Origin of the sequence: Serratia entomophila, from assembly GCF_021462285.1 — a bacterium.
In the GTDB taxonomy this organism is placed as follows: Bacteria; Pseudomonadota; Gammaproteobacteria; order Enterobacterales; family Enterobacteriaceae; genus Serratia; species Serratia entomophila.
On record NZ_CP082787.1, the window covers coordinates 870,406 to 896,018 of the forward strand.

Consider the following 25,613-nt stretch of genomic DNA (forward strand, 5'->3'; position numbering starts at 1 on the left):
TTCCGGGTTGCGGCTATTGCTCATCAGCCGAAGGGCAATGTGTCAGCGGGGTTTGGTTTCCTCAAGAACAGAGTTCATCCAATGCATGACGTTGAAAAGACGAAGCGGTGGTTTTTTTGCCTGGGAGTGCTGGCCGCGGCAGTGCCGGTGATGTCGCCAGCGGCGTTTGCAGCGCAATCCGCCGGCGCGGAACAGGCCCCTGCCGCCGCGTCGCCGCAGGTCAATATTAACGAGTATATCGTGCGCGGCAATACGGTGCTCAGCGCACGGGAAATCGAAAAGGCGGTGTACCCCTTTCTGGGGCCGCAGCGAACCCTGGCCGATGTCGAAGGCGCGCAGCAGGCGCTGCAGCAGGTCTACCACAGCAAGGGTTATCAGTCGGTCTATGTCGCGCTGCCGGAGCAGCAGGTCAGCGGCGGCGTCGTTTACCTGCAGGTGACGGAAACCAAAGTCGGGCGGGTGCGGGTGCTGGGAGCGAAATACCATTCACCGCTGACGATCCGCGATGAGGTCCCCGCCCTGGCCGAAGATAAGGTGCCCGATTTCGGTAAGGTTCAGGAGGAATTAACCGCCATCGGCCGCAGCGGCAAGCGGCAGGTCACGCCAACGGTGAAAGAAGGCCTGGTGCCGGGCACCATGGATGTCGATCTGAACGTTGACGACAAAAGCCCCTGGAGCGGCAACCTGACGTTGAATAACGATTACAGCGCCGACACCAGGCCGCTGCGCACCATCGCCTCCTTAAGCAACAGCAACCTGTGGCAGAAAGGGCACGGCGCCTCACTGACCTTCTTTACCGCGCCGGAAAAAATGGATAACGCGAAAGTGTGGTCGGCCAGCTACAGCCTGCCGCTTGCCGACCAATGGGCGCTGCGCTTTTCGGGTTATACCTCGAACAGCGAGGTGGCGAGCGTCGGCGGCACCAATGTGCTGGGTAAAGGGCACTCCTACGGCGCGGCGGTGATATATACCCTGCCGTCCGAGGGGGACTGGACGCATCAGCTGACGCTGGGGCTGGACTTTAAAAACTTCGACGAAAACGTGACCTATGGCGGCGCCGCTGACAAGGTGCCGCTGAAATACGCTCCCTTCACCTTTTCCTATAACGGCTATTACTTCAGCGATCGCCGCCAGGGCAACCTGGGGCTGAGCATCGTCGCCGCCACCAGTGATTTGCTTGGCTACGGCAGCGATTTCGCCGCGTTTGATCGTAAACGCTACCGGGCCAGCACGGATTTCGCGGTGTTGAAAGGCGAAGCCGGCCTGACCGAGCAGCTTGGCGCCGACTGGCAGCTGGCGATGAGCGGCGCCTTCCAGGTCGCCTCCGGCCCCTTGGTTTCCAATGAACAGTTCTCGGCAGGCGGTGCGACCTCCGTGCGCGGTTATTTGGCGGCCGAACGCGCCGCCGACGACGGCGTTATGGGGACGGTGGAGCTGCGCACGCCGTCGATAGCGGGTTGGGTAGGCTCGCCGCTTACCGAACTGCGCTTGCACCTGTTTACCGATGCGGCGCAGCTGTGGCTGCGCGATGCGCTGCCCGAGCAGAAAGACAGTTTCAATATGGCCAGCGTCGGCGTGGGGGCCAGCGCCGGCGTTTCCGATTGGCTGTCCGGCAATCTCGATTTGGGGCTGCCCCTGATTGCAGGGGCGAACACTGAGAAAAACGATCCGCGCGCGCAGTTCAGCGTGAGCGCGAACTTCTGACTATTCGGGGTGTGAACCCACACCGTCACTCTTAACACAGCGCTATTTCGGAGCTTTTGACCATGCAACGCTTATTGATGTTAATGCTCGTCTGCCTAAGCACGCTACTGACGCCGTTGGCGGCGCACGCCTGGTGGCAGGACGACTGGAACTATCGCAAGCCGATCGCTATCGACACCACGCCGGAAGGGGCGGCCTTGAGCGAGCGCGTCGGGCGGATGCCGCTGCTGGTGCGCCTGCATACCGGCAATTTTGCCTTCGACGGCACCCAGGACAAGGGCGGGGATTTACGCTTTGTCGCCGCCGATGACAAGACGGTGCTGAATTATCAAATTGAGGACTTTGACCCGCTGATGGGCATCGCCCATGTGTGGGTCGACATTCCCGAGGTGGTCGGCGGGCAGCGGCAAGACATCTGGATGTACTACGGCAACGCGAAAGCGCCCGCCACCGCCAACGGCCAGCTGAGCTTCGACCCCGACTACACCCTGGTTTACCATTTTGACAGCGCGCCGGGCGCCGCGCCGCGCGATACCACCGCCTACGCCAATAATGCGCAAACGCCCCCCGGCGGCATCATCGACGGTGTATTGGGCCACGCCGCGCAGTTCACCGGCGCGGCGCCGATGCTGCTGCCGGCGGCGCCCTCTCTGGCGATCCCGGCCTCGGGAACCTTTACCTTCAGCGCCTGGATCCGCACCGATCGGCCGACGGGCGAGCAGCTGATTTACGCCCGGCACGACTCCGGCAATACGTTTTTGATCGGCCTGGCACAGGGGGCGCCGTTCGTTGAGATCAATGGGCAGCGCAGCGCTGCGGCGCAGCCGGTGGCCGTCGCACAGTGGCAGCACCTCGCCGTCACCGCCGACGCCGGGGGGATCAGGCTGTACCTGAATGGCCGGGAGGCCGGCAATCTGGCTGCGGCCTTGCCGCCGTTGAACTCGGTGGCCGCCATTGGGGGGGACGTCGCTGAGGCGACGGCGGAAGGCGCATCCCTGGAAAGTGGCGCCGCACAGGGCAACCGGGCGTTTGTCGGCGCTATCGACGAGCTGCGGCTGTCGAAGGTCGCCCGTCCGGCGGCGCTGCTGATGTCCGATTTCCTGGCGCAGGGGGCGGACTCGAAGCTGGTGGCGTATGGCACCGATGAGAAGCAGTCAGGTTTCGGCTTCGGCAGCCTGGGCTTTCTGCTGCATGCGGTGCCCGTCGACGCCTGGGTGATTATCGCCATCCTGTGCCTGATGATGATCCAGTCCTGGGCGATCATGATCCGCAAAAACCGCAACGTCAGCCGCGTTGAGCAAGCCAATAAAACCTTTCGCCAGGCTTTTGCCGACGTCGGCACCCGTTTGGAGGCCCTGGCTGACGATGCGCCATTGGCAAACCGGCTCCAGCATTCCACGCTGTGGCGCATTTACGCCGTGGCGGTGCATGAGCTGCGCACCCGCCGCAGCCAGTCGGGGGGGCGGGTGGTAACGCTGTCCCTGGCCACGCTTGAAGCGATACGCGCCTCCATGGATTCGGTTCGCACCGAAGAGAATCGCAAGCTGGGGGCGCGCATGGGGATATTGTCCAACGCCATCGCCGGAGGCCCGTATATCGGCCTGCTGGGGACGGTGCTGGGCATCATGGTGGTGTTTCTCGGCACGGCGATGGCGGGTGACGTGAACATCAACGCCGTGGCGCCGGGCATGGCGGCCGCGCTGCTGGCCACCGCGATGGGGCTGCTCGTCGCTATCCCGGCGCTGTTCGGCTACAACCGGCTGGTTGCGCGCAATCGCAATGTGAGCGCGGATATGCGGGTGTTCCTCGATGAATTCATTGCGCGCATGGCTGAAGTTCATGGCGCGGACGGCAAAGAAGCGGCAGGAGGGGAACGCTAATGGCTTCGATGAACCTTTCCCATGACGACGATGACCAGGACGGCCCGGTAGACGGCATCAACATCACGCCGCTGGTGGACGTGCTGATGGTGGTGTTGGTGATGTTCATTTTGACCGCCACGGCCCAGATCGCCGGGATCCAGGTCAATTTGCCGAAGGCCAGCGCCTCTGTATCGCTGTCGGAGCAGAAAACCAAGGCGATTTCGATAAACGACGCCGGGCAGGTTTTTCTCGATGCTTATCCGGTCACGCTGGCTGAACTGGAGGACCGCCTGCGCACCGAGAAAGCGTTGGATCCGAATTTTCCGGTGATCGTGCGCGGCGATGCCGGCGTGCAATACCAGAAAGTGGTGGAAGTGCTCGATTTGCTGCGTCGCCTCGAATTGTCACAGGTGGGGCTGGTGACGGGTAAACCCCGTCAATAAAACAATGCGCCCGGGGAAAAACATGTTGTTTCACTCAAAGCAATCAAACGAGCCGGCAGCGTACGCAGTTAGCGGCAAAAAATCGCCGATGTTTTATCTCCGGCTGCTGCTGGCCCTGGCGCTGGCGGCCGGCATCGGGGTGATTATCTGGCAATGGGCTCAGGATATGAGCGGCGTGCGCCGCGAGGCGCCCAAGGTACCGATGATCATTCCATTGCCGCCACCGCCACCGCCGCCGCCGGAACCGCCAAAGCAGCCGGAGCCTGAGCCGGAAAAGGTGGCGGAGCCCGAGCCGCCGCCGGAGCCGAAACCGACCGAACAGCCAAAACCGCAAGAAGAAGCGCCGAAGCCGGCGGACGATATGGCCAAGGCGATGGAAATGGACGGCAGCGCTCAGGCCGGGGGCGACGCTTTTAACATCGGCGCCGGTTCGGGAAGCGGCATGAGCGGCAGCGGTGGCGGCGGTGGGCTGGGCAACGCCACCTATGGCCAATACCTGTCGCATATCTTCCAGAAGATCCTGCGGGAGGACGAAAGCACCCGGCTGTTGAGTTTTCGTCTGCAGCTCAACCTGTGGCTTAACGAAGCCGGGCAGGTAACGCGCGTGGACATTGTGAAATCAAGCGGAGAGAAGGATATCGACAACAAGGTTGTCGCCGCATTGCGCAGCGCGCCGGCCATGAGTCAAAAACCGCCGAAGTCGTTGTCGTTGCCGGTACGGATTTTGTTACAGGGGCGCCGCCCAGGCTGACCCACTACTCACTTTATTCATCGTCTTATTGCGGAGCTGCGTGAAAATGAATTTCCAGATTAATGGTTTGGCAACCCTGATTGCCATGGGCCTGATGCTGTCTGCGGGGACGGCGCTGGCGGCCCCTTCGGAAAACGCCACGGTAAACCTGATACGGCTATTGGTGAAGCAGGGCGTGCTGACGGCGGAACAATCCGAAGCGCTGGTGCGCCAGGCGGAGGCGGAGGCGCAACAGGCTCGCCAGGCGCAGCAGCATGCCGGCGCTGCGGCGGCGGCTGGCCCGGAAGTGCAGCCTGGGGATGTGCGCGTGCCCTATATCCCCGAAACCGTGCGCGACCAAATTCGTGACGAGGTGAAAGGGGAAGTGATCGCGCAGGCGAAGTCAGAGAAATGGGCCGCGCCAAATACCTTCCCGGATTGGGTATCGCGGATTAAAGTGACCGGCGACGTGCGAACGCGCGAAGAATCTCGCTTTTATTCCGGCGGAAACAGCGATCAGATTATTGATTTCAACGCGCTCAATAACGGCGGGCCTTATGACGTCAACACCAATACCAACTCGTCCTTGCCGCCGTTATTAAACACTCGCCAAAACCGGGAGAACCGTTTCCGCCTGCGGGCCCGCCTGGGCGTCGAAGCCGCGTTGACCGACAACTGGAGCAGCGCGATACGCGTCGCCACCGGTAGCGATGACAGCCCGGTATCCACTAACCAGACGCTGGGGGATAACGCGAAGAAAAAGAATATCTGGCTGGATCGCGCCTGGATCGGTTGGCGCTCGACGGATAGGGTCTGGGACGCCAGGTTCGGCCGTACGGCCAATCCCTTCGTCTCTACCGACATCTTGTTCTCGAATGAGTTGAACCTGGATGGGATCGCACTCGGCGCCTCGAAGCTGAATATCGCGGATAACGCCAGCCTGTTTGGCACCTTAGGCGCTTTCCCGCTGGAATATGGCTCGGATTCCTGGCCTGCGCGCAGCCAGAATAAAGGGAAAAGCGAAGATAAATGGCTCTTCGGTGCCCAGGTCGGTACCGAATGGCAAATTAACGAAGCCAATAAATTGCGCGGTGCGCTGGCTTATTACTATTTCGACAACGTCGAGGGGCAGCGATCCTCTTCCTGCAGCCTCTATACCGGCGATCCGGCCTGCGATACGGACTGGTCGCGCCCGGGCTTCATGCAAAAGGGCAACACCTTATTCCTGCTGCGCAATATCGCTCTGGATCCTAATAACCCGCAGCAAACGCCGCTGCCGCAGTACGTCGGCCTGGCGTCCGAGTTTAACCTGCTGGATCTGAATCTGATTTGGGATACCGAAACCTTCAATGCGTTGAAGCTGCGCCTGCAGGGCGATTACGTGCGTAATCTGGCCTATGACGCCGGTAAAATGCAGCGGCGCTCGGAAGGGCAAATTATCAATAACCTCAGCGGCGACGGTGCGATTCAGAGCGGGGCCAATGCCTGGATGGTGCAGGCGATGCTGGGCCGGGCGATGGAGATGAGCCATGAAGGCGATTGGAACCTGTACGCCGGTTATAAATATATCCAACCGGACGCCTTGCCGGATGCCTATAACGATTCCAGTTTCCACCTTGGCGGCACCAATGCGAAAGGGTATTACCTGGGCGCCAACTATGCGCTCACCAATAACGTTTCGGTGGAAGGGCGCTGGAGCAGTTCAAATGAAGTTTATGGCGACCCGTTGTCGATCAACGTGTTCCAGCTCGATCTGAACGCGCGTTTCTGACGCCCGTGAAACGTTGGGAGAAAGGGTATGAATAAACCATATTTCCGCCGCGGGGTGGGGAAAATGTGCCTGTTGTTGATCCTGGCGGGTTTGCTGACGCCCGGTCGGGGGCAGGCGGCGGATCAAACGCTGGAGGAGCGTTTGCGCACCCAGTTGCGCAGCACCAACCAACAGCTGCAGGCGTTGCAGGCGGGGCAGGCGCAAATGCAGGCGGCGAGCAACGCCGCCGAGGCCCAGTTGAAAGCGGCGCAGGAGCAGGTGAAACGGCTGCAGGCGGCGCTGGAGCAGGCGCAGGGTGAGAGCAAAACGTTGACGCAACGGCAAGAAAGCCTGCGCAGCCAGGCCGCCGCCCAGATTGCGGCAAGCCAACAGCAAACCGGGCAGTACAAGCGCGCCTACGACGAGTTGTTGGGGCTGGCGCGGGGCAAAGAGACGGCGCGGGCGAGCCTGCAGGGGCAGCTGCAACAGCATCAGGCGGCGCTGGCGTCTTGCACCCTTAAGAATCAAAAGCTGTATGCGTTGGGCAAAGAGGTGCTGACGGAATATGAAAGCCTGGGCACCGGCAGCCTGTTGAAGATGCGGCAGCCTTTCGCCACCGCTGCGCGCGTCAAGTTTGACGAAATCGCGCAGAGCTATGGCGACAAAATGTATGAAAACCGGGCGGATGCGCGCCAGCCAACTCCGCAACCTTAATCCCATGTAGCTAATGCGAGAAAATGTCCATGAATGAACATGAAGCCATTGAAACCGTTAATCCAAGGCTATTAACGGAAGTGTTGCAGTCCGCAGGGTATCGAACCAACCAGGTCGAACAGAACGGGGCTGTACAATTGCTCAGCGCCAGCCAGGGGATCGGTTTTGCGCTGCGTTTCGGCAACGCCGGCAAGGCGCCCGGCGAGTACCTGGATTTTACCCTCAGCACCACCCTGCGCATCGAAGGCGTGCTGCCTGGCGGGCTGGTGGCCCAATGGAATCAGTCCAGACGCTTCTCGCGCCTGACGGAGCAAAGCGGTTTTCTGGTGCTGGATATGGACGTGCCGGTCGCCGGCGGGGTGATGCGCAATTACCTGCAGGCGAACCTGGAGCTATGGGACCGGCTGTTGCAGGAGTTTCTGCTGTATTTGCGCCATGTTATTCAGACAGAAAATGAGAAAGCGCCGGCCAATGGCGAAGAGGGCCCGGCGGCTGCCGAGCGGCAGGAAGCGAATGACGCATTGGCCTCCTGAAAACCGCGGGTAGAGCGCGCTGAGTATTGACGGGGGCACCATGTGGTTTGCAAACAAAGCATTTTTTATATCCTGGCGTCGGCGCGCTCTGGGCGCGATAGCCATGCTGCGCGGCAAGACCGCCGCAGCGCCCGTCGTCGACAGACGGAACGAATGGCGTGACTATGCGTTGGCGGTGGGCGCCTCATATCAGCGATTTTTGGCCGGGGACGCCGCCGCCGTCCAGCGGCTGCGCGCCTTTCTCGGCGCACAGCCCGATCGTAAACAGCGGGGGCTGCCCCCTTCCATCACGCTGCGTATTTGGCTGGACGCGGAAGGTCGGGTCGAACGCCTGGTGATCGTCTCGGCGTTGGACCAGGGGCCGACAGAGGCCGATTTGCGGCAGGTGTTAACCGCTCAGCCGCTGGAGAAGCGCCCACCGCCAGGGATGCCGATGCCTTTATTGCTGCGATTATGGTTACGGCATGAGGGGAAGTATGGCGTTGACTGAAGAGGAGTGCGCAACAAGCCGCAATACGACGCCGCTGGATCTGGAGACGCTGCGGGCGAACGGCGCGTGGCTGAGCCTTTTTGGCGGCGATGAGGTTATCGCGCGGCAATTTATAACCATTGCGCGCAGCGGGAGTTTAAAGCAGGCGTCCCGGCAGTTTGGCGTGCGCGTCGACAAACTGCGCGCGGAGCTGAATAAAATTGAGACGGCATTGGGAGGGAAATTATTGATAAGAAATAAACGCGTGTTTGAGCTGACTCCAATAGGCCACCAGATTTATACCCTGGTTTACGACGCGTTATTTTCTGGCCCGGTTCTGGCGCCCGCCACGGCGGTTGAGCAAATAAAACTGTCGATGCCGCCGCTATTGCTCGAGGGGTTTCTTTTACGCCCGCTGATAGCGTGGCTGCATAAAGGGGCCGGCAAGAACGTGGTGGCGATCGATTCCAGGCGGCAGGATGAAGGCGAAGCGGACATTCGCATTTGGCTTGCTCAGCCGGGCAGGCGGCAGTGTGAACCCTGGGCCGTGTCAAAAAGGCGCCTGATTTCACTTTCCTTCATGCCGTTTATTGCCAGCAGTTACGCCAGCAAGCTGATTACGCCTTACTGCCTGGAAGATCTCGACGACTATATGCTGATCCAATTTAGCGGGTATCAAGATTATCCGACGCTCGACCCCTGGAATCGCTTTATTTCCCGGCGAGCCCGTTCGGTGATGCATGTCTCCTCTTATGAACTGGCGGCGGAGCTGGTCAGATGGTCCGGCGTTATTGGTTTGCTGCCGACGGGGCTGCCGCGGTTCAACAGCAACCTGCTGCCTTTGCCGACGCTGTTTGACGGGGCGATGATGTTGGACGTTTGGATAGGTTTAACCGCCGAGGGCGAGCGCAATCCCGAAGTCCGGCGTATCTTTGACCTGTTCGAACGTAATATCATCAGCGCCGTCAGGGAATAAAGGCGGCGCTGACGTTTACCAGGGAATATCCGGCCTGACGGCCGGGCTAATCCTTGCTCAATTCGGTTTTGGCAAAGGTCACCGCCTGATTGGCCGCCCATTCGCGGCGGGCGATAATGCGGTAACAGCCGCCGCCCAGCGCCGCGCCGATAAACCAGCTGAAGTTGGCCACCTCATGCAGGCTGGGCGTGAAGCTGATGGCCAATCCAATGGCAACCGACGGCACCAGCGCCCAGATGGCGTTCGGGTTGAAGCCGTTCTTGTACCAGTAGCGTCCGCCCGGCGTGGCGTTGTACAGATCGTCCACGTGCAGCTCGCCGCGTTTGATAATGTAGAAGTCCACCAGCAGGATGCCGAACAGCGGTCCGATAAACGCGGCCAGCACGTCCAGCGTGTAGTGGATCAGCTCCGGCGACTGAAACAGGTTCCACGGTGTCAGCAGGAAGGAGCCGACCGCGGCGATCATGCCGCCGGTGCGGAAGCTGATTTTCTGCGGCGAACAGTTGGAGAAATCGAACGCCGGCGACACGAAGTTGGCCACGATGTTGATGCCGATGGTGGCGACGATCATGGTCAGCAGGCCGAGCGCTACGGCGATGTCGCTGTCGATGCGGGTAACGGTTTCTATCGGATCGGTAATCAACTGGCCGAACAGCGGCAGGGTGCCGGAGACGATCACCACGGTCACCAGCGAAAACAGCAGATAGTTGAACGGCAGCCCCCAGCGATTGCCGCGTTGCACCTCGGCAAAGCTTTTGCCGTAGCGCGTGAAATCGCCGAAGTTCAGCAGCGGCCCGGAGAAGTAAGAAACCACCAGTGCGGTAGCGGTCAGCATCAGCCAGCCCTGTTCACCGGCGCTCAGGCTTTTGCTGGCCAGCGTAAGGGACAGGTTAGAGAACCCCACCCGATAAATAATCCAGCCGGCCAGCGCGAACATCACTACGTAAACCGCCGGGCCGGCGATATCGATAAAGCGTTTGATCGCCGCCATGCCGCGCCAAAACACCATCGCCTGCAGCAGCCACATGATGATGTAACATCCCCAGCCGAGCTGCGACAGGCCAAGAAAATGCGGTATGGTCATCGGCTCCAGCGAGGGAAAGAACTTCAATAGCGTCAGCATCAGGGCGTTGGAAGCCAGGTAAGTTTGTATGCCATACCAGGCAAAGGCGATCATGCCGCGGATCACCGCCGGAATATTGGCGCCGAACACCCCGAATGCCTGGCGGCTCAGCACCGCATAAGGCACGCCGCCCATCTGGCTGGGTTTAGCCACCAGATTGGCGCAGAACTGCACGATGCAAATCCCCACCAGCAGGCAGATCAGCACCTGCCAGCTCGACAGCCCAAGGGCGAAGAAGCTGGCGGCCACCACATAGCCGCCCATGCTGTGCACGTCCGACATCCAAAAAGAAAAAATGTTGTACCAGCTCCAGTTCTGGTCGCGCGTCGGCGCCAGATCGTCGTTGCACAGTTTGGGGCTGTAGTTTTCATTAGGGTTTGGCATAAATCGTGCTCCTCTCAAGAACGGGCGCCAGGGCGGTGGCAAAGGTCGTTGACAGGGCTTTTGCAGGATTCAGGCCAAATTTATCTTTTTTGTATACAAAATATCTTGTTCTTGTATACGATTTGATTATCTAAGGGTATAGGGAGCAGCAAGATGATCGGCACGACGATCGGCGCCAACGCCGCGCAGCATGGGCAATCCGCCGCCTATTTCACTGAGGATCGGGACGATCATATTTACAACTCGCTGGTAAAGGCGATCGTTGAGCATCGGCTGTTGCCCGGCGGCAAACTGCCGGAAGAAGCGCTGGCGGCGGCCTTTGGCGTTAGCCGCACCGGCATCCGCCGGGTGCTGCAGCGCCTTGCCGCAGTGCAGCTTGTGACTCAGTTGCCCAAACGCGGTGCACTGGTTGCCAAGCCGGGGGAAGAAGAAGCGATCAATGTGTTCCAGACGCGCAAAATGTTGGAGTGCGCCAATGTGCCGCAGGTGATCGCCCACTGCGGCCCGGAACATCTGCGGGCGATGGCGGCCATTGTCGAACAGGAACAGCAGGCGCACCTGGAGCGGGACGGCGCGGCGGCGATCCGGCTGTCCGCCGCGTTTCACGTTCAGCTGCAGGCCATTGCCGGCAATGCGGTGCTGACCGAGCTGGTGTCGCAGCTGACGCTGCGTTCGTCGCTGGTGATTGCGCTGTATGGCGCCCCCTGGCAGCAGGGCTGCCGCTGCCACGATCACCGCGATCTGCTGGCGCTGTTGCAGCAGCGGAAGGGCGCGGCGCTGGCGCAGCAGATGGCCCACCATTTTGACGATATCCTGGCCAATTTGCGTTTTACCCAGAGCGACGATGACTCCCCTGATTTTACACGCCTCTTTGCGGCGCAAGAAAAGGGGGCGTTATGAGCGGCCGCTGCCTGATCCAGGTGATCAACCCGAACACCAGCCCGGCGATGACGGCCACCATCGGCGCCGCCGCGCGCGCCGTGGCCGCGCCGGGCACCGAGATCCTGGCGGTGTCTCCGCAGGCGGGCGCGCCGTCCATCGAAGGGCATTTTGATGAGGCGATCGCCGCCGTGGGCGTGCTGCAGCAGGTGAAGCTTGGCCGCGAGGCCGGCGTGAGCGGGCACGTCATCGCGTGCTTTGGCGATCCGGGGCTGTTGGCGGCGCGTGAGCTGGCCTGCGCGCCGGTGATTGGCATTGCCGAAGCCGCGATGCACACCGCCACCCTGCTGGCGACGCGCTTTTCCATCGTCACCACGCTGCCGCGCACGCTGACCATCGCCCGCCATTTATTGCATCAATACGGTTTTGAACGCCACTGCGCGGCGCTGCACGCCATCGATCTGCCGGTGTTGGCGCTGGAAGACGGCAGCGGGCTGGCGCAGCAGAAGGTGCGTGAGCAGTGCCTGCAATCCCTGAAGCAAGACGGCTGCGGCGCCATCGTGCTCGGCTGCGGCGGCATGGCCGATCTGGCGCGTCAGCTAACGCAGGAGCTGGCGATCCCGGTGATCGACGGCGTCAGCGCGGCGGTCAAAATGATCGAGTCGCTGCACGCGCTGGGGTTGAGCACCAGCAAGCACGGCGATCTGGATTTTCCGTTGGCCAAGCCGCTGTCCGGCATGTTTGACGGTTTTAATTCGTAATCTGAATGGGAAGCGGCGATGAATCAGCCCCAATTTGATAAAGACTACCCGCGCGATCTGATCGGCTACGGCGGCCGCCCGCCGCACGCTCGCTGGCCGGGAGACGCCCGCATCGCGGTGCAGTTCGTTCTCAACTATGAAGAAGGTGCGGAAAATAACGTGCTGCACGGCGACGCCGGCTCTGAGCAGTTCCTTTCCGACATCATCGGCGCGGCCAGCTACCCGGATCGGCATATGTCGATGGATTCACTGTACGAATACGGTTCGCGCGCCGGTTTCTGGCGGATCCATCAGGAGTTTCAACGCCGCGGTTTGCCGCTGACGGTGTTTGGCGTCGCCATGGCGCTGGCGCGCAATCCGCAGGTGGTGCAGGCGATTAAAGAGGCCGATTATGACGTGGTGAGCCACGGCTGGCGCTGGATCCACTACCAGCAGATGGACGAGGCCACCGAACGCCGGCATATGCAGCAGGCGATCGCGACGCTGCGCGAACTGTTCGGCCAGGCGCCGACGGGCTGGTATACCGGCCGCGACAGCCCGAATACCCGCCGGCTGCTGGTGGAGCAAGGCGGCTTTTTATATGACAGCGACTATTACGGCGACGATCTGCCGTTCTGGACCGAGGTGCAGTGCGCCAACGGCGAGAACAAGCCGCATTTGATTGTGCCTTATACGCTGGAAGCCAACGATATGCGCTTCGCTTCGCCGCAGGGCTTCAACACCGGCGAGCAGTTCTTCACCTATCTGCAGGACAGCTTCGACGTCCTGTACGAAGAGGGCGAAACCTCGCCGAAGATGCTGTCGATCGGCATGCACTGCCGCCTGCTGGGGCGCCCCGGCAAGTTTCGCGCGCTGCAGCGCTTTCTGGATTATATCCAGCGGCACGATCGGGTATGGGTCTGCCGACGGCAGGAAATCGCCGAGCATTGGGCGGAGCATCATCCGTTCTGCAAATGAAAAGGGCCGGCATTGCCGGCCCTTTTGCATAGGATCAGAACAAGACCGAATAGTTCAGGCCGAAGGTGCGGCCGCGGCCTTTATAGCTGTACAGCTCAGGCGAGCCGTAGGTTGGGCTGTACAGGATCGGCGCGCGCTGGCCCCAAACGGTGGTGTATTGCTTGTCCAGCAGGTTTTCCACGCTGAAGCTGAGTTTGCCCACCGGCAGGGCGTAGCTGCCGAGGAAGTCGATGGTGTTGTAACCGTCGATCTTGCGGCCTTGGGTGGAGTTGGCCTTGGTGTAATCGCCGTCGTCCGACACGTCGAAGGTCTGCTGCGACTGCAGGCGCAGGTTCCAGTCGCCCGGCGCCCAACCGACGTAAGCGGTGACTTTGGATGGGCTGGCGGTGTCGACCACCAACTTTTTCCACTCGCCGTTGACCTTGGTCTCGGAGCGGATGAGGTTGAAGTTGCTGCCGGCGCTCCAGTCGCTGTCTGCGAAGAAGTAGTCCACCGCGCCTTCCAGCCCGTAGATGCGGCGCTTGTCCGAGTTGACGTTAATGGTCATGTCGGTTTTGTTGATGGAGATGCTCTTGTCGGACAGTGAATAGTAGGCGGCGATCTGGGTGCGCAGGTTGTCGCCGGTGTAGCGCCAGCCGAGCTCGTAGGCGTTGACCTTGATGCCTTCCAGCTTGGAGTCGCCGACGTTGATGCTCTTGTTAAGCTGATAGTGGCCGTTGTTCAGCGCATAGGTGCCGTTGCCGTAATACTTGCCCGGATCCGGGATCTCGAAGCCCTGCGAGAAGTTGAACCAGGTTTGCTGGCGCTCGGTCAGGTGCGCCAGCAGGCCGGCGTTGAACAGGGCGTTATTGTAGTCGGTCTTGCCGCCCGGGATGGCGTCGGCGGAGGTTGCCGCGCCGGTGGCGATGGCTTGCTGTTGGTTGTAGCCGACGAAGTCATCGATCTTGTTTTCGGTGTACTGATAACGCACGCCGCCGCTCAGGGTAAAGATCGGGTTGATGTCGTAGCTGGCCTGCAGGAACGACGCCAGGTTAGTGGTGGTGTAGCCCGGATAACGCCCGGTGTTGTAGGCGTTTTCCAAATCCATGCCGCCGGATTGCTTGGCCTTCGCCAGGTCGAAGAACTGCTGATTGGCGTTGAAGCTTTCATGTTCGGCGTCAATGCCATAGGTCAGCGTCAGGGCGTCGACAGGCTTGCTGTTCAGCGTCAGCTTGCCGCCGTAAAAGTCGGTTTTCTGCTGGGAGGCGCCGATGCTGGTGACGGCTTTGCCCGTCGAATTCAGCGTTGGGAACGGGTAGAAGGTCAGCGACTCGTCACGATAATAAACCTGCGCCACCAGATCCTGGCCGAGGAAGTCGGTGTTGGAATACTGCAGGTTGATCAGGTGGCGCTCGGTGCCCGGGATACGGTCGGCGTTCAGGTTGCCGCCGTTGTACGCCTTGGCGTCGCCGGTGACCGCCGAGAAGTCTTTGCCCAGATACAGGCCGTGATCGCCGTCGGACTGGCTTTTGTAATACTGGGTGGTCAGCTGCAGCTGCTGGTGATCGTCGATATTGATGGTGCCGGTGCCCATCACGTCGAGGCGATCGGAATACTGCAGGCCGGTTTGGGTATTGTCGATCAGCACCTCGTTGCCTTTGCCGTCGTACCAGCCGCCGTAGCGCTGATAGGAGACCGACAGGCGGCCCGAGGCATTGTCGTTGCCGCCGCTGACCGCCGCCGCGACGTTTTCGTCGTGGTCGTTGTGGCCGCCGAAGCCGGTTTTGCCGCCGACCTGCAGCTCAACCTGCTGCTCTTTCTGGCCTTTCTTGGTGACGATATTGATCAGGCCGCCGGTGCTGCCGCCGCCGTACAGCGCGGTGGCGCCGGAGATCACCTCAATGTGAGCGATATTGAACGGGTCGATCGAATCCAGCTGGCGGCTGTCGCTGCGCGATGAATTCAGGCGCACGCCGTCGATCATCACCATCATCGAACGGCCGCGCAGGTTCATGCCGTAGTTGGTGCGGCCCTGGCCGCTGACGTCCATGCCCGGGATCAGCTGCGCCAGCACGTCCTTGATTTCCTTGCCGCCCTGCACCTGTTGCTCAATCTCCTGGCTCTCGATAACCCAGGTGGTCTGCGCCATTTCAGCGACGGTGCGGTGTGAGCGACTGGCGGAAACTACCACCTGCTCATCGTTATTTTTTTGCTCTTCCGCCCAGGCCGCCGGCGCAAGCATCGCCAGCAGACACGGATTCAATACCCAAAGGTGTTTGCGCTTCATCGTTATTTTTCCAGTGTTCCCATGTGGTGTGTGGTTAAAACTCGGTGTAATTGAGCATGACGTGTTCAGCGCGGGCGGGCGTGCCCGGTTGCTGACTGCGCCATTGGATCACAGCCGGGGTGGACGTTAAATCGAACTGGTCGCGTCCTAAAACCCGGTTGAGAATGCGCGCCGATCGCCAGGCCATCAGGCTGAGCTGGGGTTCGGCAATGCCGTGGCTGTGCATGCCGGCGTTGACGGCAAACAGGCAATTTTCCTGCGGCCCCTGCCATTCCAGGCTGAAGTCCGGGGCGATGCGGTATTGGTCATCGGCGGTGGTCAGCAGGCGATCGGCCAAAGGCGCCAGGAAAGCCGGCCGATCCTGCTGGTAACCGGTGGCGAAGATCGTCACGTCGGTATCGAAGATTTCCCGGCCCTGATCGAGATGGTGATGCGTCACCAGCCGGTACCCGTCGCCGTTGGCGTGCATCGCCGCCAGCGAACGGCTTGGCAGCAGGCGCGCCCAGGGCTTTTCTCGCAGCACTTCAAAGCGGTGATACATCGCGCGGTAGATGGCCAGCAGCGACTCGCTGGTGATGCCGTCGGAGGTCATCTTCTGTTCGGTCAGCATGCGATGTTTGGCGCCGTCGTTGAGGCCGTAGAAGCTGTCGACGTAGTCCGGCGTGAAGTATTCGTTGGCGAAGGCCGCTTCATCCAGCGCGTTGTAGTTGTTGCGGCGCGAGATCCAGTTGAGCTGCGCCGGTTGGCCCCATTCGCCGCGGAACATGTTCAGGAACAGGTCGGCGCCGCTCTGGCCGCCGCCCACCAGGGTAACGCGTTTGCCGGCCAGATCCGGGCTGCGCAGCACCATTTCGCCGGCGTGGAAGCAGCGGTCGTTTTGTTCGGTAACGCAGTCCGGCAGCTTGATGCGTTTGCCGATGCCGAGGCAGACGTGGCGCGCGCGGTAGACATTACGCTGGGTGGTGACCACAAACTGGCGCTGCTGGTCGTCAAAATCCACGCTCTGAATGTCCTGGCTGAACTCCAGCGAACTGAGCCCGTTGGCGGCCCAGTCGAGGTAGTCGGCGAACTCTTCGCGCGACACCGTGCGCAGCTCGGTGGTCAGGAAACGGTAGAACTTTTTCCGTTTAACCAGATAGTTGAGAAAGCTGTACGGGTTGGTCGGCGACACCGCGCTCACCAGATCCTTCAGGAAGCTGGTTTGCATGTGGCAATCCGGCACCATCATGCCGGGATGCCAGGAAAAGTGCGGTTTGCGCTCAAGGAATTTACTGTTAAAGCCGTTCACTTCGCTGCCAAGCGCGGCGATGCTGAGGTTGAACGGGCCGACGCCGATGCCGATGAAATCCAGAGGCTGATTCATTGGGCAAGCTCCTTGGTGACCAGATAAAGAGGGTTATCGAGATCCTGCAGGTAGTTCGGCAACATGCGGCTGCCGCCGTCCTGCTCTGAATAGGTGAGTTTGACCGGGTTCAGCACCACGCGAATAATCTGCGGCTTGAACAGGTCGAACAGCGCGAAGCGGTCCGCCATTTCCGGATGCCGCGCCATATATCCTTGCAGCACCTGCGCCAGCAGCTGATAGAAACGCGCTTCGCTTATCCCGCAGGACGACATCAGCGGTGAGATGAAGCGCAGCACGGTGACGAAGTGGCCGGTCTGCAGATCGTGGATCAGGTAGTCGGCGGAAAGGCGCACGGTGACATCCTTCACCACCTGCGGCAGCGAGGCCGCTTCGGGGAAGTCCCGATCCACCAGGCGCATGTCGCCCTGGAAATCCTTCAGCAACACGCGCTGCGGCACGTGATCCTTCATCACCAGCGTGATGTTCTGGCCGTGGGCGATCAGGGCCACGCCGTAACGGCACATCAGGTGGTACATCGGCAGCACCACCGCGCTGAACATCTGTTGCAGCCAGGCTTCGGCGCTCAGGCCGGAGCGCGCGATATAGGCGGCGATCAGCGGCTCATCCCGGTTGTCGGTTTCCATCAGCGTCGCCATCAAGATGGCTTGCTCGCCCTCCTGCAGGTAACAGGACGGGTTCTCACGCCAGATCACCCCAAGCATTTCCTGATAGCGGTACGGCGCTTTGGCCAGCGAGGCATAGGTTTGGTGGGGCATGTAACCCGCCGCCGGTTCGCCGAGGATCTGGGCGCCGCTGGCGCTCAGGGTGGGGTCTTCGGCAAAGATTTCCTGCAGCCAGCGCGAGGCGGCCGGGCCGGCGCTGATGTACTTGCCCGGAATGCCGCGGTAGCACGAGGTGTTGTAAATGGTCAGCGGCAGCTTGATGTCGAACGCCGAACTGCGGCTGACGTTGGTCAGGGTGCGCAGCGATTGTTGCGCCAGGTAACGATCGCCGAATTCGCCCAGTTCGATCAGCTCGCCCTCGGCCAGCTGCGGCAGGAAATGCAGCGCAATTTTTTGCTGCCATTGCCAGGGGTGCAGCGGCACCGGGATCCAATCGTCACCCAGCTTCAGCTCGCGCCAGCGGCGCTCGAAGCGCTGACGTTCGCTCTGATCCATGGCGCTGTCGAGCAGGCTGTCCAGCGGGAATTGCGCGTCGGCGCACCAAACGAAGCCGCCGCGTTTGGCCGCGATCCAGTGCAGGCGGAACTGGCCCTGATACTCCGGCGCATACTGCTGCAGCGCGTTCAGGCCCCAGCCGCGGCGGCCCTTGTTGAAAATGAACTTCGGGTGGCCGGCCAGCAGGCACTGCAGCGCGTCGGTATCGAGGGCGATCAGATCCTGCGCGCTCATGCCGTGGCGTGCGGCCAGCAGCTGCATGTCGCCGCGCAGCGTGGCGTACAGGTCTTCCAGGTGTTCGGCTATCTGCGCATCGTCCATTTTCAGCACCTGAGCCAGCTGACGCAGCGTTTGGTCGGCGGCCAGCGGCAACCGATCGCAGCTCAGCGTAGCGGGGTCGATATGCAGCCAGCCCCAGATGCCGCGGGTGGCGCTGAAGCCGTAGCTGGCGTCGCCCAGGGCGATGCGCCATTTTCCGTCGTGCGATTCCGCCTGCAGCGTGCGTTCGTATTCCAGTTCGGCCAGGATCTTGGCGATCATCTGGCGGTTGACGCGCTGCCAGTCAGCGTAGTCATGAGCGATCATACCGACGTCTCCCGAAAGAACGCGTCGCGTTGGTTGAGGATCAGGCGCGAACGCTTGTGCGGGAAATCGAACTCCTTCAGGGTGTGATAACCGGCGGCCGGCAGGTGGCGGAACAGCCGCTGGTTGTCGGCGCGCGGCTCGGCGACCACCCGGGTGGTACGCGGCTCGTCCAGATACAGATAGTGGGTCAGGCCGCGCAGCCAGCTGCGGATGTACTGCGCGCCGCGGCGATCCTCTTCACCCACCAGCATATGCAACCCGCGATCGAACGGCTGCCAGCGGTAGTGGCGGCCGATGCGGTCTTCCGGCGCCCAGTAGACTTCGAAGTAACCGAACGGACGATCGTCGAAACAGCCGAGCAGCGGATAACAGTAGCTGGAGTCCAGCTGGCGCTGCAGATAGGCGGCCTGCACCTCGAGCGGGCCGCTCATTTCCCAGAAGGCATCGACGCGCGGCGAATTCATCCAGCGGGTGAACTGTTCGGCGTCGCGTTCGACCTCCGGCAGGCGGAAGCTCAGGCTATGTTTGACCTGCGGATCGTAACGGCGATAAACCTCGCCGTTCGGCCGCGCCGGGCGCTGCGGGAACCAGATATGGCGTTCGGCGTCATAGTGCATCTGGCCGGAGGCGCGGTTGCGTTCGCCGCTCAGCCACAGCGGCAGCTGGTAGAAAACTTCGCGCGCCAGGTAGTCGCCGCTGGCCAGGGCAAACAGCGCCTGAGCCTGCGGTTCTTCCCGCCATTCGGCGTAAGGCAGCGCCACGCCGCTGAGCTGCGGCGCGGCGATCAGCAGCTGATCCAGCGCCTGCACCAGCCAGCCCTGCGGCAGGGCGCCCGGGTAATGCAGCACGGCGCTGCCGTCCAGGCCGAGGCCCAGCTGCAGATCCTGTTCCAGCCGTTCGCAGCGGAAACCGCTGCCGGCATGCGTCAGTTTGGCGAATGGCGTCATTGGGCGGCCCCTGTGAACAGTGGATTGACGAAATCGAAGTAGATCACCGCCGGATCGACGATGGTGTTCTCGTTATGATCGTGCAGGTAACAGAAGAAGTTGCCTTTACAGTTCCAGTGCGGGCTGTCGAGCACGTAGTCCAGACACAGGGTATTCCTGGCGGTGGCGCGCAGGCCGCCAAGCGCGTCGCGTACCCGGGCCATCAACGATTCTTCGCTGTCGAAACCGGCCGCGGCCAGCGCGGCGGTGACCGCCAGGCTGGAATTCACCAGCAGATAATAAGGGAAGTAGCGCAGCAGCTGCCGTTCGCTGAAGCGGTTTTCCGCCTCGGCTTCGCCGATCTCCTCCAGCCACGGGGTGGCGTCGCGGGTAAAGCCGCTGCCCTGACAGTCGCGGTACAGCATGCCGACCGGCAGATCCTGCTGCATCTCCACCAGGATGTTTTGCTGATGCGCCAGCAGCACCAGGCCGTAGTCGGCTTCGGTGCTGAACAGCGGCAGCAGCACCTGTTGGCAGTAGGCGTCCAGCCAGCAGTACGCCGCCTGCCGCAGCGGCAGGTTCAGGCGGGCGGCCAGGCGGCGCACCGCGGCGGCCAGCAGGCTGTCGCCGCCGTCCGGCGCGGCCTGGGTCAGGGTCACCAGCACGTTGGTCTGGCTTTCCGGCTGTTCGAACAGCAGGTTGTCGCGAAATGCCATCAGGCTCTCTTCCTGAATGGCGCCCTCGACGGAGCGCAGGCCGGCCCAGCCGTCTTCCTGCATCACGCGGAAGGTTGGGTAGCGCGCCTGCAGCTGCTGCCAGCGCGGGGTTTGCGCCAGGCGAGCCAGGCGGATGCCGCGCTTCACTTCCTTGACCGACAGGGTGCGCACCGAATTGGTCAGGCGCACGCTGAGGGAGAACTTAATCATGTCGCGGTTGCCGGCGCTGTACAGCGAGCGGGACGAACTGGTCGGCAGCCAGCGTTCGCCGGCCTCGCCCAGATCGCGCAGCAGATCCTGGTTAACCAGATCCTGGCACCAGGCCTGCGTCAGCAGATGATCGGCCTGCCAGGGGTGCATCGGCAGCAGCCAGACGTCATCGGTGAAATGCGCCAGCAGCTGCGGCGCGCTCTCGGCGACGAAGCGTTGCAGACGTTGCTGCAGCGTCAGGTTCAGGCTGTCGCCGCACAGGAAACGGTGGTCGACGGCGAACCAGCGCAGCGGGAAACGGGCGGCGAAGTCCGGCAGATAACGGTGCGCCTGGCGTTCGTCGAAGGGTTCGTGGGATTTGGGCGCCGGATGGAAGGCGTGGCCCACCAGCAGCCCCTGTTCCGCCTGGGCGAAATTCAATGGCCGGTCGCGCAGCGCCGGCCAGTCCAGACGGATAGCGATCGCCTGTTGGGTATTATCATGACTTTCCAGCACCCGCTGGCGGAAACGCTCGACCACCTCGGCGGCCAACTCGCCTTTCACCGCCGGTTTTTCCAGCAGCAGGCTCACCAGCCGTTCGACGCTCAGCGCCTCACCGGCGCCGTCATCCTGCTGATGCAGGCGGGCGGGGAACAGGTATTGGTGATGCTGGGTTGGCGAAATATGGCGTAAAGCGATGCGAATGGCCTGGGTAGATGAAAGAGGAATGTGAAGCTGCGGATGTTGCTGGTGATCGGTGGCCGGAACGATTTGCCAGTCCCGGGTTTCACGCATTAGTGCGTTCAAAAAACACTGCGCAGCCACGTCTGTTGCCGCGGTTTCAAACTGGATTGTCATGATCCCATTTCACTGTTGAATCAATTGAGAATGATTCTTATATCAATAATATTTATTGTTATCAATAATCCTATGATACAATTTTTCAATGATTCTCACATAAGCATATAATTTTATTAACGGTAAATTTACTTTTGATGAGTATTTCTCCCTCCCCAAAATCGTCGACAATTGGGAATGCGTCGCCTTCCAATTGGCCGCTGGCGTTTTGCGCCGGTTTGCTGGGCATCGGGCAAAACGGGCTGTTGGTCGCGTTGCCGATGTTAGTCAGTATGACCCAGCTGTCGCTGTCCGTCTGGGCTGGGCTGTTGACGCTCGGCTCGATGCTGTTTCTGGTCGGCTCGCCCTGGTGGGGGCGGCAGTCGGAAATTCGCGGCTGCAAGTTTGTGGTAACCATGGCGTTAGCGGGGTATTTGTTCAGTTTTGCTTTACTGGCGCTGGCGGTGTGGGGGCTTGCGGCCGGCTGGCTGTCGCCGATGGTCGGATTGGGCGGCCTGATCGCGGCGCGCATTATCTACGGGTTGACGGTTTCCGGCATGGTGCCGGCCAGCCAAACCTGGGCGCTGCAGCGCGCCGGTTATGAACAGCGCATGTCGGCGCTGGCCACCATCAGCTCGGGGCTGAGTTGCGGCCGGCTGCTCGGGCCGCTGTGCGCCGCGCTGGCGCTGTCGATCCATCCGATGGCGCCGCTGTGGCTGATGGCCATCGCACCGCTTATCGCACTGCTGGTGGTCTGCCGGCAGCATAACGATCCGCCGCTGCCGCCGGTGGCGCATCAGCAAAATCGTCTGCGCCTCAGCATGGCTCCGTATCTGCTGTGCGCGGTGCTGCTGGCGGCGTCGGTCAGCCTGATGCAGCTCGGCCTGTCACCGCATTTGGCCCGGCTGTTCAGCCATTCCGCCACCGCCGTCAGCCATCATGTGGCGGTGTTGCTGAGCGTGGCGGCGGGCTGTACGCTGCTGGCGCAGTTCCTGGTGGTGCGCCCGCAGCGTTTCAGCGCGCCCCAGCTGCTGCTGCTCGCCGCGCTACTGATGGCCGCGGGGCTGGCGATGATGTGCGCTCAACCCTTGGCGCTGTTCTATGTCGGCTGTGCGCTGTCTTCCTTCGGCGCGGCGATGGCGACGCCGGGCTACCAGCTGATGCTGAACGATAAGTTGTCCACCGGCAAAGGGTCCGGCGCGATAGCCACCAGCCATACGCTGGGCTACGGCCTGAGCGCGCTGATGGTGCCGGTGGTGGCGAAGTTTTATGGTGAGTCGCAGCTGATCGCTGCGGCGCTGGCGATGGCCGTCCTGCTGGGCGGCGTCAGCGGCTGGCTGTGGCGCCGGCATCGCATAACGATCAATTCCGCGGGAGAGTAATCGACATGTCCGGCGCATCAAGCTACAGAATTTTTGATATCAAATTGAAAAGCAAAGAAAACGTCTCGCCTTCATTGCTGCGTTGCGTGTTCGAGGGGCCGGAGGTGCATCGCATGAAGCTGGAGGCGCCGGATCAGCGCATCAAGCTGTTGTTCCCGGCCGCCGACGGCCAGACCCCGCAGTTGGAAAACGGCGCGGACTGGTACAGCCATTATATGGCGATCCCGAAAGAACGGCGCCCGGTGATGCGCACCTATACGCTGCGGGCGCTGCGTCAGGCGCAAAATCAGATGGAGGTGGAGTTCGTGCTGCACGGCGTGAACGGCCCGGCCTCCGCCTGGGCGACCCACGCCGCGCCGGGCGACGCCATACAGGTGGTGGCGCCCAATGCCGAGTTCGGCGGCGACAGCGGTGGCTATGAGTGGGCGCCGCCGGCGCAGCTGCAGCAGGCGTTGCTGATTGCCGACGAAACGGCGGTGCCGGCGGCGATGGGCATTCTGGAGCAGCTGGCGCGCCAGGCCAATCCACCGCGGGTGCAGGCGTTCTTCGAGGTGCCGGTGGCGGGGGACTGTCTGAATCTGGACAACTTCCCGTTCGCCGAAGTGTACTGGCTGCCGCGCGACGTCGGGCATCAGCAGATGCACGGCACGCTACTGGTGGAAGCGGTGTGCCAACGGGTGAATATCCCCGCCTCGGCGCGCGCCGAGGCGCAGTCGCTGGCGGAAAACAGCCTGGGCGGGGATCTGCTGTGGGAACGCGCCGAGGGGGCGAACAGCTTCTACGCCTGGGTGGCGGCCGAGTCCTCGGCGGTGAAATCGCTGCGGCGTTATCTGATTGGCGAATGCGATTTGGACCGCTCTACCGTCAACTTTATGGCCTACTGGTGCTGACCACGAGCCGGCTTCGCTTTGGCGCCGCCATGCCGGGTTACCCCATTACACTGACGTGCGCCGCCACGATGCGCCAGCCGCAGGGCAGCTTCACCCAGGTTTGCATCTGCCGGCCGATGCTGTCGCTGCCCGGGCGGCGAAATTCGGTGCTGGCCACCGCCATGTCGTCGCCATAGGTGGTGATTTGGGTGTTTTCCAACTGACGCTCCAACCCCTGCGACGGGCGCTGCAGGCGGAAGGCGCGGATCTGATCGATACCGTACAGATTCTCGCTGGCGCCGTAGCGCACCGTGCGGCCGTCGTGCCAGAACAGCTCATCCAGCACCTCGATATCGTTGCTTATCAGCGCCTGCTCATAGCGATAAAAGGCGGCGTTCACCTCCGCCAGCACCGCCGGCCGGTCGATATATTCACTTTTCATGGATTGATCCTGTTTTGCGTTAACACACAGCGGGTTACGCCGCGCTGTTCCAGCGCATAGGCGGCGCGCAGCGCCAGATCCTCACGCCATGGCGGGGCGATGAGTTGTACGCCCAGCGGCAGGCCGGCGGCGGTTGTCAACGGCACGGTCACCACCGGCAGGCCGAGGAACGAAATCGGCTGCGTCAGCATGCCCATACTGGCGCGGGTCGGCAGATCGGCGCCGTTGATGCGCATCGTCTCCTGGCCAATGGGGGTAGCGCCGCACGGCGTGGCCGGGGCGATCAGGATGTCCCAGCGCTCGAACAGCGGCAATGCCTGCTGTTGAAAATGAGCGCGGAAACGCTGAGCCTGCACGTACCAGGCGGCGGGCAGCATGGCGCCGGCCAGCAGCCGTTCGCGCGACAGCGGTTCAAAACGTTCGGGTTGGCTGCGCAGCAGCGGCAGGTAGTGGTTGCCGCCTTCGGCGCCGCTGATGATAAAGGCCGCCGCGCGCGCCAGCTCGGCCTGCGGCAGCTCGGCCTCGGCGGTCGCCTCCAGCGCCTGCGCCACCTGGCGGACGGCCGCTTTGGCGTCTTCATCGCACCACTGCTGGAAATAGCCGCCCAGCACCGCGCAGCGCAGCCCCTGTTGGGCGCGCGGCAACAGCGCTTCGGTGTGGGTTACCGGTTTGTCGGCCTGAAAGCGGTCTTGAATATCGGTCCCCTGCATTGCGTCGTAGACCGCCGCCAGGTCGCGTACCCGGCGGGCTAAGGGGCCAATATGATCGAGGCTGGCGACGAACGGCTGGCTGCCGCTGCGCGACAGGCGGCCGAAGGTGGGCTTCAGGCCGTAGATGCCGCACAGCGAAGCGGGCACGCGGATGGAACCATTGGTGTCGCTGCCGAGTGAAAAATTCACCAGCCCGGCGGCGACCGCCGCCGCCGAACCGCCGGAGGAACCGCCGGCGATGCGGGTGAGGTCATGTGGATTGCGGGTGGCGCCGTAATGGCTGTTTTCGGTGGTGAAGCCGTAGGCATAGGCATCCATATTCAGCATGCCGGAGAGCAGAGCGCCTTGCCCGGCCAGCCGGGAAATAGCCCAGGCGTCCCGCTTGGCCGGCGGCCGATCGCTGAACAGACTCGCGCCGGCCAGGGTGGTTTCCCCGGTCACGTCGAACAGGTTTTTCACCGCGTAGGGGATGGCGGCCAACGCGGGCAGCGGCTGGCCGTTGGCGCGGGCGCGATCGAGCTTGTCGGCCTCGCTCAGCATGCGCTCGGCGGTAACATGGGTATAGGCATTCAGCGCCGGATTAAGCCGTTCAATATGATCCAGCGTTTGCTGGGCTATCTCGCGGGCGGAGATGGCCCCCCGCTGCAGGGCGGCGCGGATCTCGGCAATCGACATTGAGCTTGGCGAATTCATGCGCGGTATACCCCCGCGATCTCCAGCCGCTGGTCGAGCGGAAAGGCCATCAGCGGCTCGGCCATGGCGGCGATGCGCCGGAACTGGGTCAGCAGTTCCTGGCGGCGGGCATCGTTCAGTTCCAACGCCAGGAGGGTTTCCATCTGGCGAATGTAGGTCGCCCAGTCGGCGGCGGTTTGGTGGTCCATAG

Annotated in this window: 23 protein-coding genes; 14 read left to right on the forward strand and 9 right to left on the reverse strand. The window is 62.0% G+C overall.

The window, feature by feature from the left end; genetic code table 11:
• Positions 1-81 precede the first annotated feature (81 nt).
• The 9 genes from KHA73_RS04030 (at position 82) to KHA73_RS04070 (ending at position 9,181) form a co-directional block, all read left to right on the forward strand.
• Entirely contained in the window at positions 82-1,704 is a 1,623-nt protein-coding gene (locus tag KHA73_RS04030; protein ID WP_234589160.1) for a ShlB/FhaC/HecB family hemolysin secretion/activation protein, read from the forward strand.
• Between the two features lie 62 nt (positions 1,705-1,766).
• Complete coding sequence (locus KHA73_RS04035; RefSeq protein WP_234589161.1) at positions 1,767-3,584, forward strand: DUF2341 domain-containing protein; 1,818 nt, start codon at positions 1,767-1,769, stop codon at positions 3,582-3,584.
• On the forward strand, positions 3,584-4,009 hold the full coding sequence (locus tag KHA73_RS04040; RefSeq protein ID WP_234589162.1) for an ExbD/TolR family protein: 426 nt from the start codon (positions 3,584-3,586) through the stop codon (positions 4,007-4,009). The genes KHA73_RS04035 and KHA73_RS04040 overlap by 1 nt, the downstream gene beginning before the upstream one ends.
• An 88-nt stretch (positions 4,010-4,097) precedes the next feature.
• Positions 4,098-4,760 (forward strand): energy transducer TonB, encoded by a 663-nt coding sequence (locus KHA73_RS04045; protein ID WP_234589163.1) that lies wholly within the window; start codon positions 4,098-4,100, stop codon positions 4,758-4,760.
• A gap of 46 nt (positions 4,761-4,806) precedes the next feature.
• On the forward strand, positions 4,807-6,510 hold the full coding sequence (locus KHA73_RS04050) for a putative porin (protein ID WP_234589164.1): 1,704 nt from the start codon (positions 4,807-4,809) through the stop codon (positions 6,508-6,510).
• A gap of 27 nt (positions 6,511-6,537) precedes the next feature.
• Positions 6,538-7,203, forward strand: coding sequence for a hypothetical protein (locus KHA73_RS04055; protein WP_234589165.1), 666 nt, complete (start codon positions 6,538-6,540; stop codon positions 7,201-7,203).
• A gap of 29 nt (positions 7,204-7,232) precedes the next feature.
• Positions 7,233-7,736 carry a YbjN domain-containing protein gene (locus tag KHA73_RS04060; RefSeq protein WP_234589166.1) on the forward strand — a complete coding sequence of 168 codons (504 nt, stop codon included), beginning with the start codon at positions 7,233-7,235 and terminating at the stop codon, positions 7,734-7,736.
• Positions 7,737-7,776: 40 nt separating this feature from the next.
• The gene (locus KHA73_RS04065; RefSeq protein WP_234589167.1) at positions 7,777-8,226 is read left to right on the forward strand and encodes a hypothetical protein; all 450 of its coding nucleotides are present in this window, start codon (positions 7,777-7,779) and stop codon (positions 8,224-8,226) included.
• Complete coding sequence (locus KHA73_RS04070; RefSeq protein ID WP_234589168.1) at positions 8,213-9,181, forward strand: LysR family transcriptional regulator; 969 nt, start codon at positions 8,213-8,215, stop codon at positions 9,179-9,181. The genes KHA73_RS04065 and KHA73_RS04070 overlap by 14 nt, the downstream gene beginning before the upstream one ends.
• Before the next feature lie 46 nt (positions 9,182-9,227).
• On the opposite strand, the gene KHA73_RS04075 is transcribed toward KHA73_RS04070, so the two are convergent.
• Positions 9,228-10,688 (reverse strand): NCS1 family nucleobase:cation symporter-1, encoded by a 1,461-nt coding sequence (locus KHA73_RS04075; RefSeq protein ID WP_234589171.1) that lies wholly within the window; start codon positions 10,686-10,688, stop codon positions 9,228-9,230.
• 153 nt (positions 10,689-10,841) lie between these two features.
• Between KHA73_RS04075 and KHA73_RS04080 the strand changes: the two genes are divergently transcribed.
• The 3 genes from KHA73_RS04080 to puuE are packed head-to-tail and all read left to right on the forward strand — an operon-like array spanning position 10,842 to position 13,285.
• Positions 10,842-11,588 (forward strand): GntR family transcriptional regulator, encoded by a 747-nt coding sequence (locus tag KHA73_RS04080; protein WP_234589172.1) that lies wholly within the window; start codon positions 10,842-10,844, stop codon positions 11,586-11,588.
• The gene (gene hpxA, locus KHA73_RS04085) at positions 11,585-12,328 is read left to right on the forward strand and encodes an allantoin racemase (protein ID WP_234589173.1); all 744 of its coding nucleotides are present in this window, start codon (positions 11,585-11,587) and stop codon (positions 12,326-12,328) included. The genes KHA73_RS04080 and hpxA overlap by 4 nt, the downstream gene beginning before the upstream one ends.
• Positions 12,329-12,346: 18 nt before the next feature.
• Positions 12,347-13,285, forward strand: a complete 939-nt coding sequence (gene puuE, locus KHA73_RS04090; protein ID WP_234589176.1) for an allantoinase PuuE — start codon at positions 12,347-12,349, stop codon at positions 13,283-13,285.
• 34 nt (positions 13,286-13,319) lie between these two features.
• Here puuE and KHA73_RS04095 read toward each other — a convergent pair whose 3' ends face one another.
• From KHA73_RS04095 to KHA73_RS04115, 5 genes are read right to left on the reverse strand one after another with little or no spacing between them, the layout of a single operon-like run.
• Positions 13,320-15,551, reverse strand: a complete 2,232-nt coding sequence (locus tag KHA73_RS04095; protein ID WP_234589177.1) for a TonB-dependent siderophore receptor — start codon at positions 15,549-15,551, stop codon at positions 13,320-13,322.
• A gap of 34 nt (positions 15,552-15,585) precedes the next feature.
• Positions 15,586-16,914, reverse strand: coding sequence for a lysine N(6)-hydroxylase/L-ornithine N(5)-oxygenase family protein (locus KHA73_RS04100; RefSeq protein WP_234589178.1), 1,329 nt, complete (start codon positions 16,912-16,914; stop codon positions 15,586-15,588).
• Positions 16,911-18,659, reverse strand: coding sequence for an IucA/IucC family protein (gene iucC / locus KHA73_RS04105; RefSeq protein ID WP_234589179.1), 1,749 nt, complete (start codon positions 18,657-18,659; stop codon positions 16,911-16,913). The genes KHA73_RS04100 and iucC overlap by 4 nt, the downstream gene beginning before the upstream one ends.
• Positions 18,656-19,606: a GNAT family N-acetyltransferase gene (locus KHA73_RS04110; RefSeq protein WP_234589181.1), complete on the reverse strand. Its 951-nt coding sequence runs from the start codon at positions 19,604-19,606 to the stop codon at positions 18,656-18,658. The genes iucC and KHA73_RS04110 overlap by 4 nt, the downstream gene beginning before the upstream one ends.
• On the reverse strand, positions 19,603-21,348 hold the full coding sequence (locus KHA73_RS04115; RefSeq protein WP_234589183.1) for an IucA/IucC family protein: 1,746 nt from the start codon (positions 21,346-21,348) through the stop codon (positions 19,603-19,605). The genes KHA73_RS04110 and KHA73_RS04115 overlap by 4 nt, the downstream gene beginning before the upstream one ends.
• Before the next feature lie 137 nt (positions 21,349-21,485).
• On the opposite strand from KHA73_RS04115, the gene KHA73_RS04120 reads away from it, so the two are divergent.
• Entirely contained in the window at positions 21,486-22,709 is a 1,224-nt protein-coding gene (locus tag KHA73_RS04120) for an MFS transporter (RefSeq protein WP_234589193.1), read from the forward strand.
• A gap of 5 nt (positions 22,710-22,714) precedes the next feature.
• Complete coding sequence (locus KHA73_RS04125; RefSeq protein WP_234589194.1) at positions 22,715-23,599, forward strand: siderophore-interacting protein; 885 nt, start codon at positions 22,715-22,717, stop codon at positions 23,597-23,599.
• A 37-nt stretch (positions 23,600-23,636) separates the two neighbouring features.
• Here the strand turns inward: KHA73_RS04125 and hpxZ are convergent, their stop codons facing one another.
• Genes hpxZ through hpxX form a run of 3 tightly spaced genes read right to left on the reverse strand, consistent with a single transcriptional unit; the run spans position 23,637 to position 25,611 of the window.
• A complete protein-coding gene (hpxZ, locus tag KHA73_RS04130; RefSeq protein WP_234589195.1) occupies positions 23,637-24,020 on the reverse strand; it encodes an oxalurate catabolism protein HpxZ in 384 nt (127 codons plus the stop codon).
• Positions 24,017-25,423, reverse strand: a complete 1,407-nt coding sequence (locus KHA73_RS04135) for an AtzE family amidohydrolase (protein ID WP_234589196.1) — start codon at positions 25,421-25,423, stop codon at positions 24,017-24,019. Before KHA73_RS04135 ends, hpxZ begins: the two co-directional genes overlap by 4 nt.
• Entirely contained in the window at positions 25,420-25,611 is a 192-nt protein-coding gene (gene hpxX, locus KHA73_RS04140; RefSeq protein ID WP_234589197.1) for an oxalurate catabolism protein HpxX, read from the reverse strand. The genes KHA73_RS04135 and hpxX overlap by 4 nt, the downstream gene beginning before the upstream one ends.
• Positions 25,612-25,613 lie beyond the last annotated feature (2 nt).

What these genes read in the sequence shown, in the direction of transcription:
- KHA73_RS04060 (WP_234589166.1), top strand. Translation starts at nt 7,233, where the DNA reads ATGAATGAACATGAAGCCATTGAAACCGTTAATCCAAGGCTATTAACG.
- iucC (WP_234589179.1), bottom strand. Translation starts at nt 18,659, where the DNA reads ATGATCGCTCATGACTACGCTGACTGGCAGCGCGTCAACCGCCAGATG.
- KHA73_RS04065 (WP_234589167.1), top strand. Translation starts at nt 7,777, where the DNA reads ATGTGGTTTGCAAACAAAGCATTTTTTATATCCTGGCGTCGGCGCGCT.
- hpxA (WP_234589173.1), top strand. Translation starts at nt 11,585, where the DNA reads ATGAGCGGCCGCTGCCTGATCCAGGTGATCAACCCGAACACCAGCCCG.
- puuE (WP_234589176.1), top strand. Translation starts at nt 12,347, where the DNA reads ATGAATCAGCCCCAATTTGATAAAGACTACCCGCGCGATCTGATCGGC.
- KHA73_RS04035 (WP_234589161.1), top strand. Translation starts at nt 1,767, where the DNA reads ATGCAACGCTTATTGATGTTAATGCTCGTCTGCCTAAGCACGCTACTG.
- KHA73_RS04100 (WP_234589178.1), bottom strand. Translation starts at nt 16,914, where the DNA reads ATGAATCAGCCTCTGGATTTCATCGGCATCGGCGTCGGCCCGTTCAAC.
- KHA73_RS04045 (WP_234589163.1), top strand. Translation starts at nt 4,098, where the DNA reads ATGTTTTATCTCCGGCTGCTGCTGGCCCTGGCGCTGGCGGCCGGCATC.
- hpxZ (WP_234589195.1), bottom strand. Translation starts at nt 24,020, where the DNA reads ATGAAAAGTGAATATATCGACCGGCCGGCGGTGCTGGCGGAGGTGAAC.
- KHA73_RS04095 (WP_234589177.1), bottom strand. Translation starts at nt 15,551, where the DNA reads ATGAAGCGCAAACACCTTTGGGTATTGAATCCGTGTCTGCTGGCGATG.
- KHA73_RS04135 (WP_234589196.1), bottom strand. Translation starts at nt 25,423, where the DNA reads ATGAATTCGCCAAGCTCAATGTCGATTGCCGAGATCCGCGCCGCCCTG.
- KHA73_RS04055 (WP_234589165.1), top strand. Translation starts at nt 6,538, where the DNA reads ATGAATAAACCATATTTCCGCCGCGGGGTGGGGAAAATGTGCCTGTTG.
- KHA73_RS04075 (WP_234589171.1), bottom strand. Translation starts at nt 10,688, where the DNA reads ATGCCAAACCCTAATGAAAACTACAGCCCCAAACTGTGCAACGACGAT.
- KHA73_RS04110 (WP_234589181.1), bottom strand. Translation starts at nt 19,606, where the DNA reads ATGACGCCATTCGCCAAACTGACGCATGCCGGCAGCGGTTTCCGCTGC.
- KHA73_RS04120 (WP_234589193.1), top strand. Translation starts at nt 21,486, where the DNA reads ATGAGTATTTCTCCCTCCCCAAAATCGTCGACAATTGGGAATGCGTCG.
- KHA73_RS04050 (WP_234589164.1), top strand. Translation starts at nt 4,807, where the DNA reads ATGAATTTCCAGATTAATGGTTTGGCAACCCTGATTGCCATGGGCCTG.
- KHA73_RS04125 (WP_234589194.1), top strand. Translation starts at nt 22,715, where the DNA reads ATGTCCGGCGCATCAAGCTACAGAATTTTTGATATCAAATTGAAAAGC.
- KHA73_RS04070 (WP_234589168.1), top strand. Translation starts at nt 8,213, where the DNA reads ATGGCGTTGACTGAAGAGGAGTGCGCAACAAGCCGCAATACGACGCCG.
- hpxX (WP_234589197.1), bottom strand. Translation starts at nt 25,611, where the DNA reads ATGGACCACCAAACCGCCGCCGACTGGGCGACCTACATTCGCCAGATG.
- KHA73_RS04080 (WP_234589172.1), top strand. Translation starts at nt 10,842, where the DNA reads ATGATCGGCACGACGATCGGCGCCAACGCCGCGCAGCATGGGCAATCC.
- KHA73_RS04030 (WP_234589160.1), top strand. Translation starts at nt 82, where the DNA reads ATGCATGACGTTGAAAAGACGAAGCGGTGGTTTTTTTGCCTGGGAGTG.
- KHA73_RS04115 (WP_234589183.1), bottom strand. Translation starts at nt 21,348, where the DNA reads ATGACAATCCAGTTTGAAACCGCGGCAACAGACGTGGCTGCGCAGTGT.
- KHA73_RS04040 (WP_234589162.1), top strand. Translation starts at nt 3,584, where the DNA reads ATGGCTTCGATGAACCTTTCCCATGACGACGATGACCAGGACGGCCCG.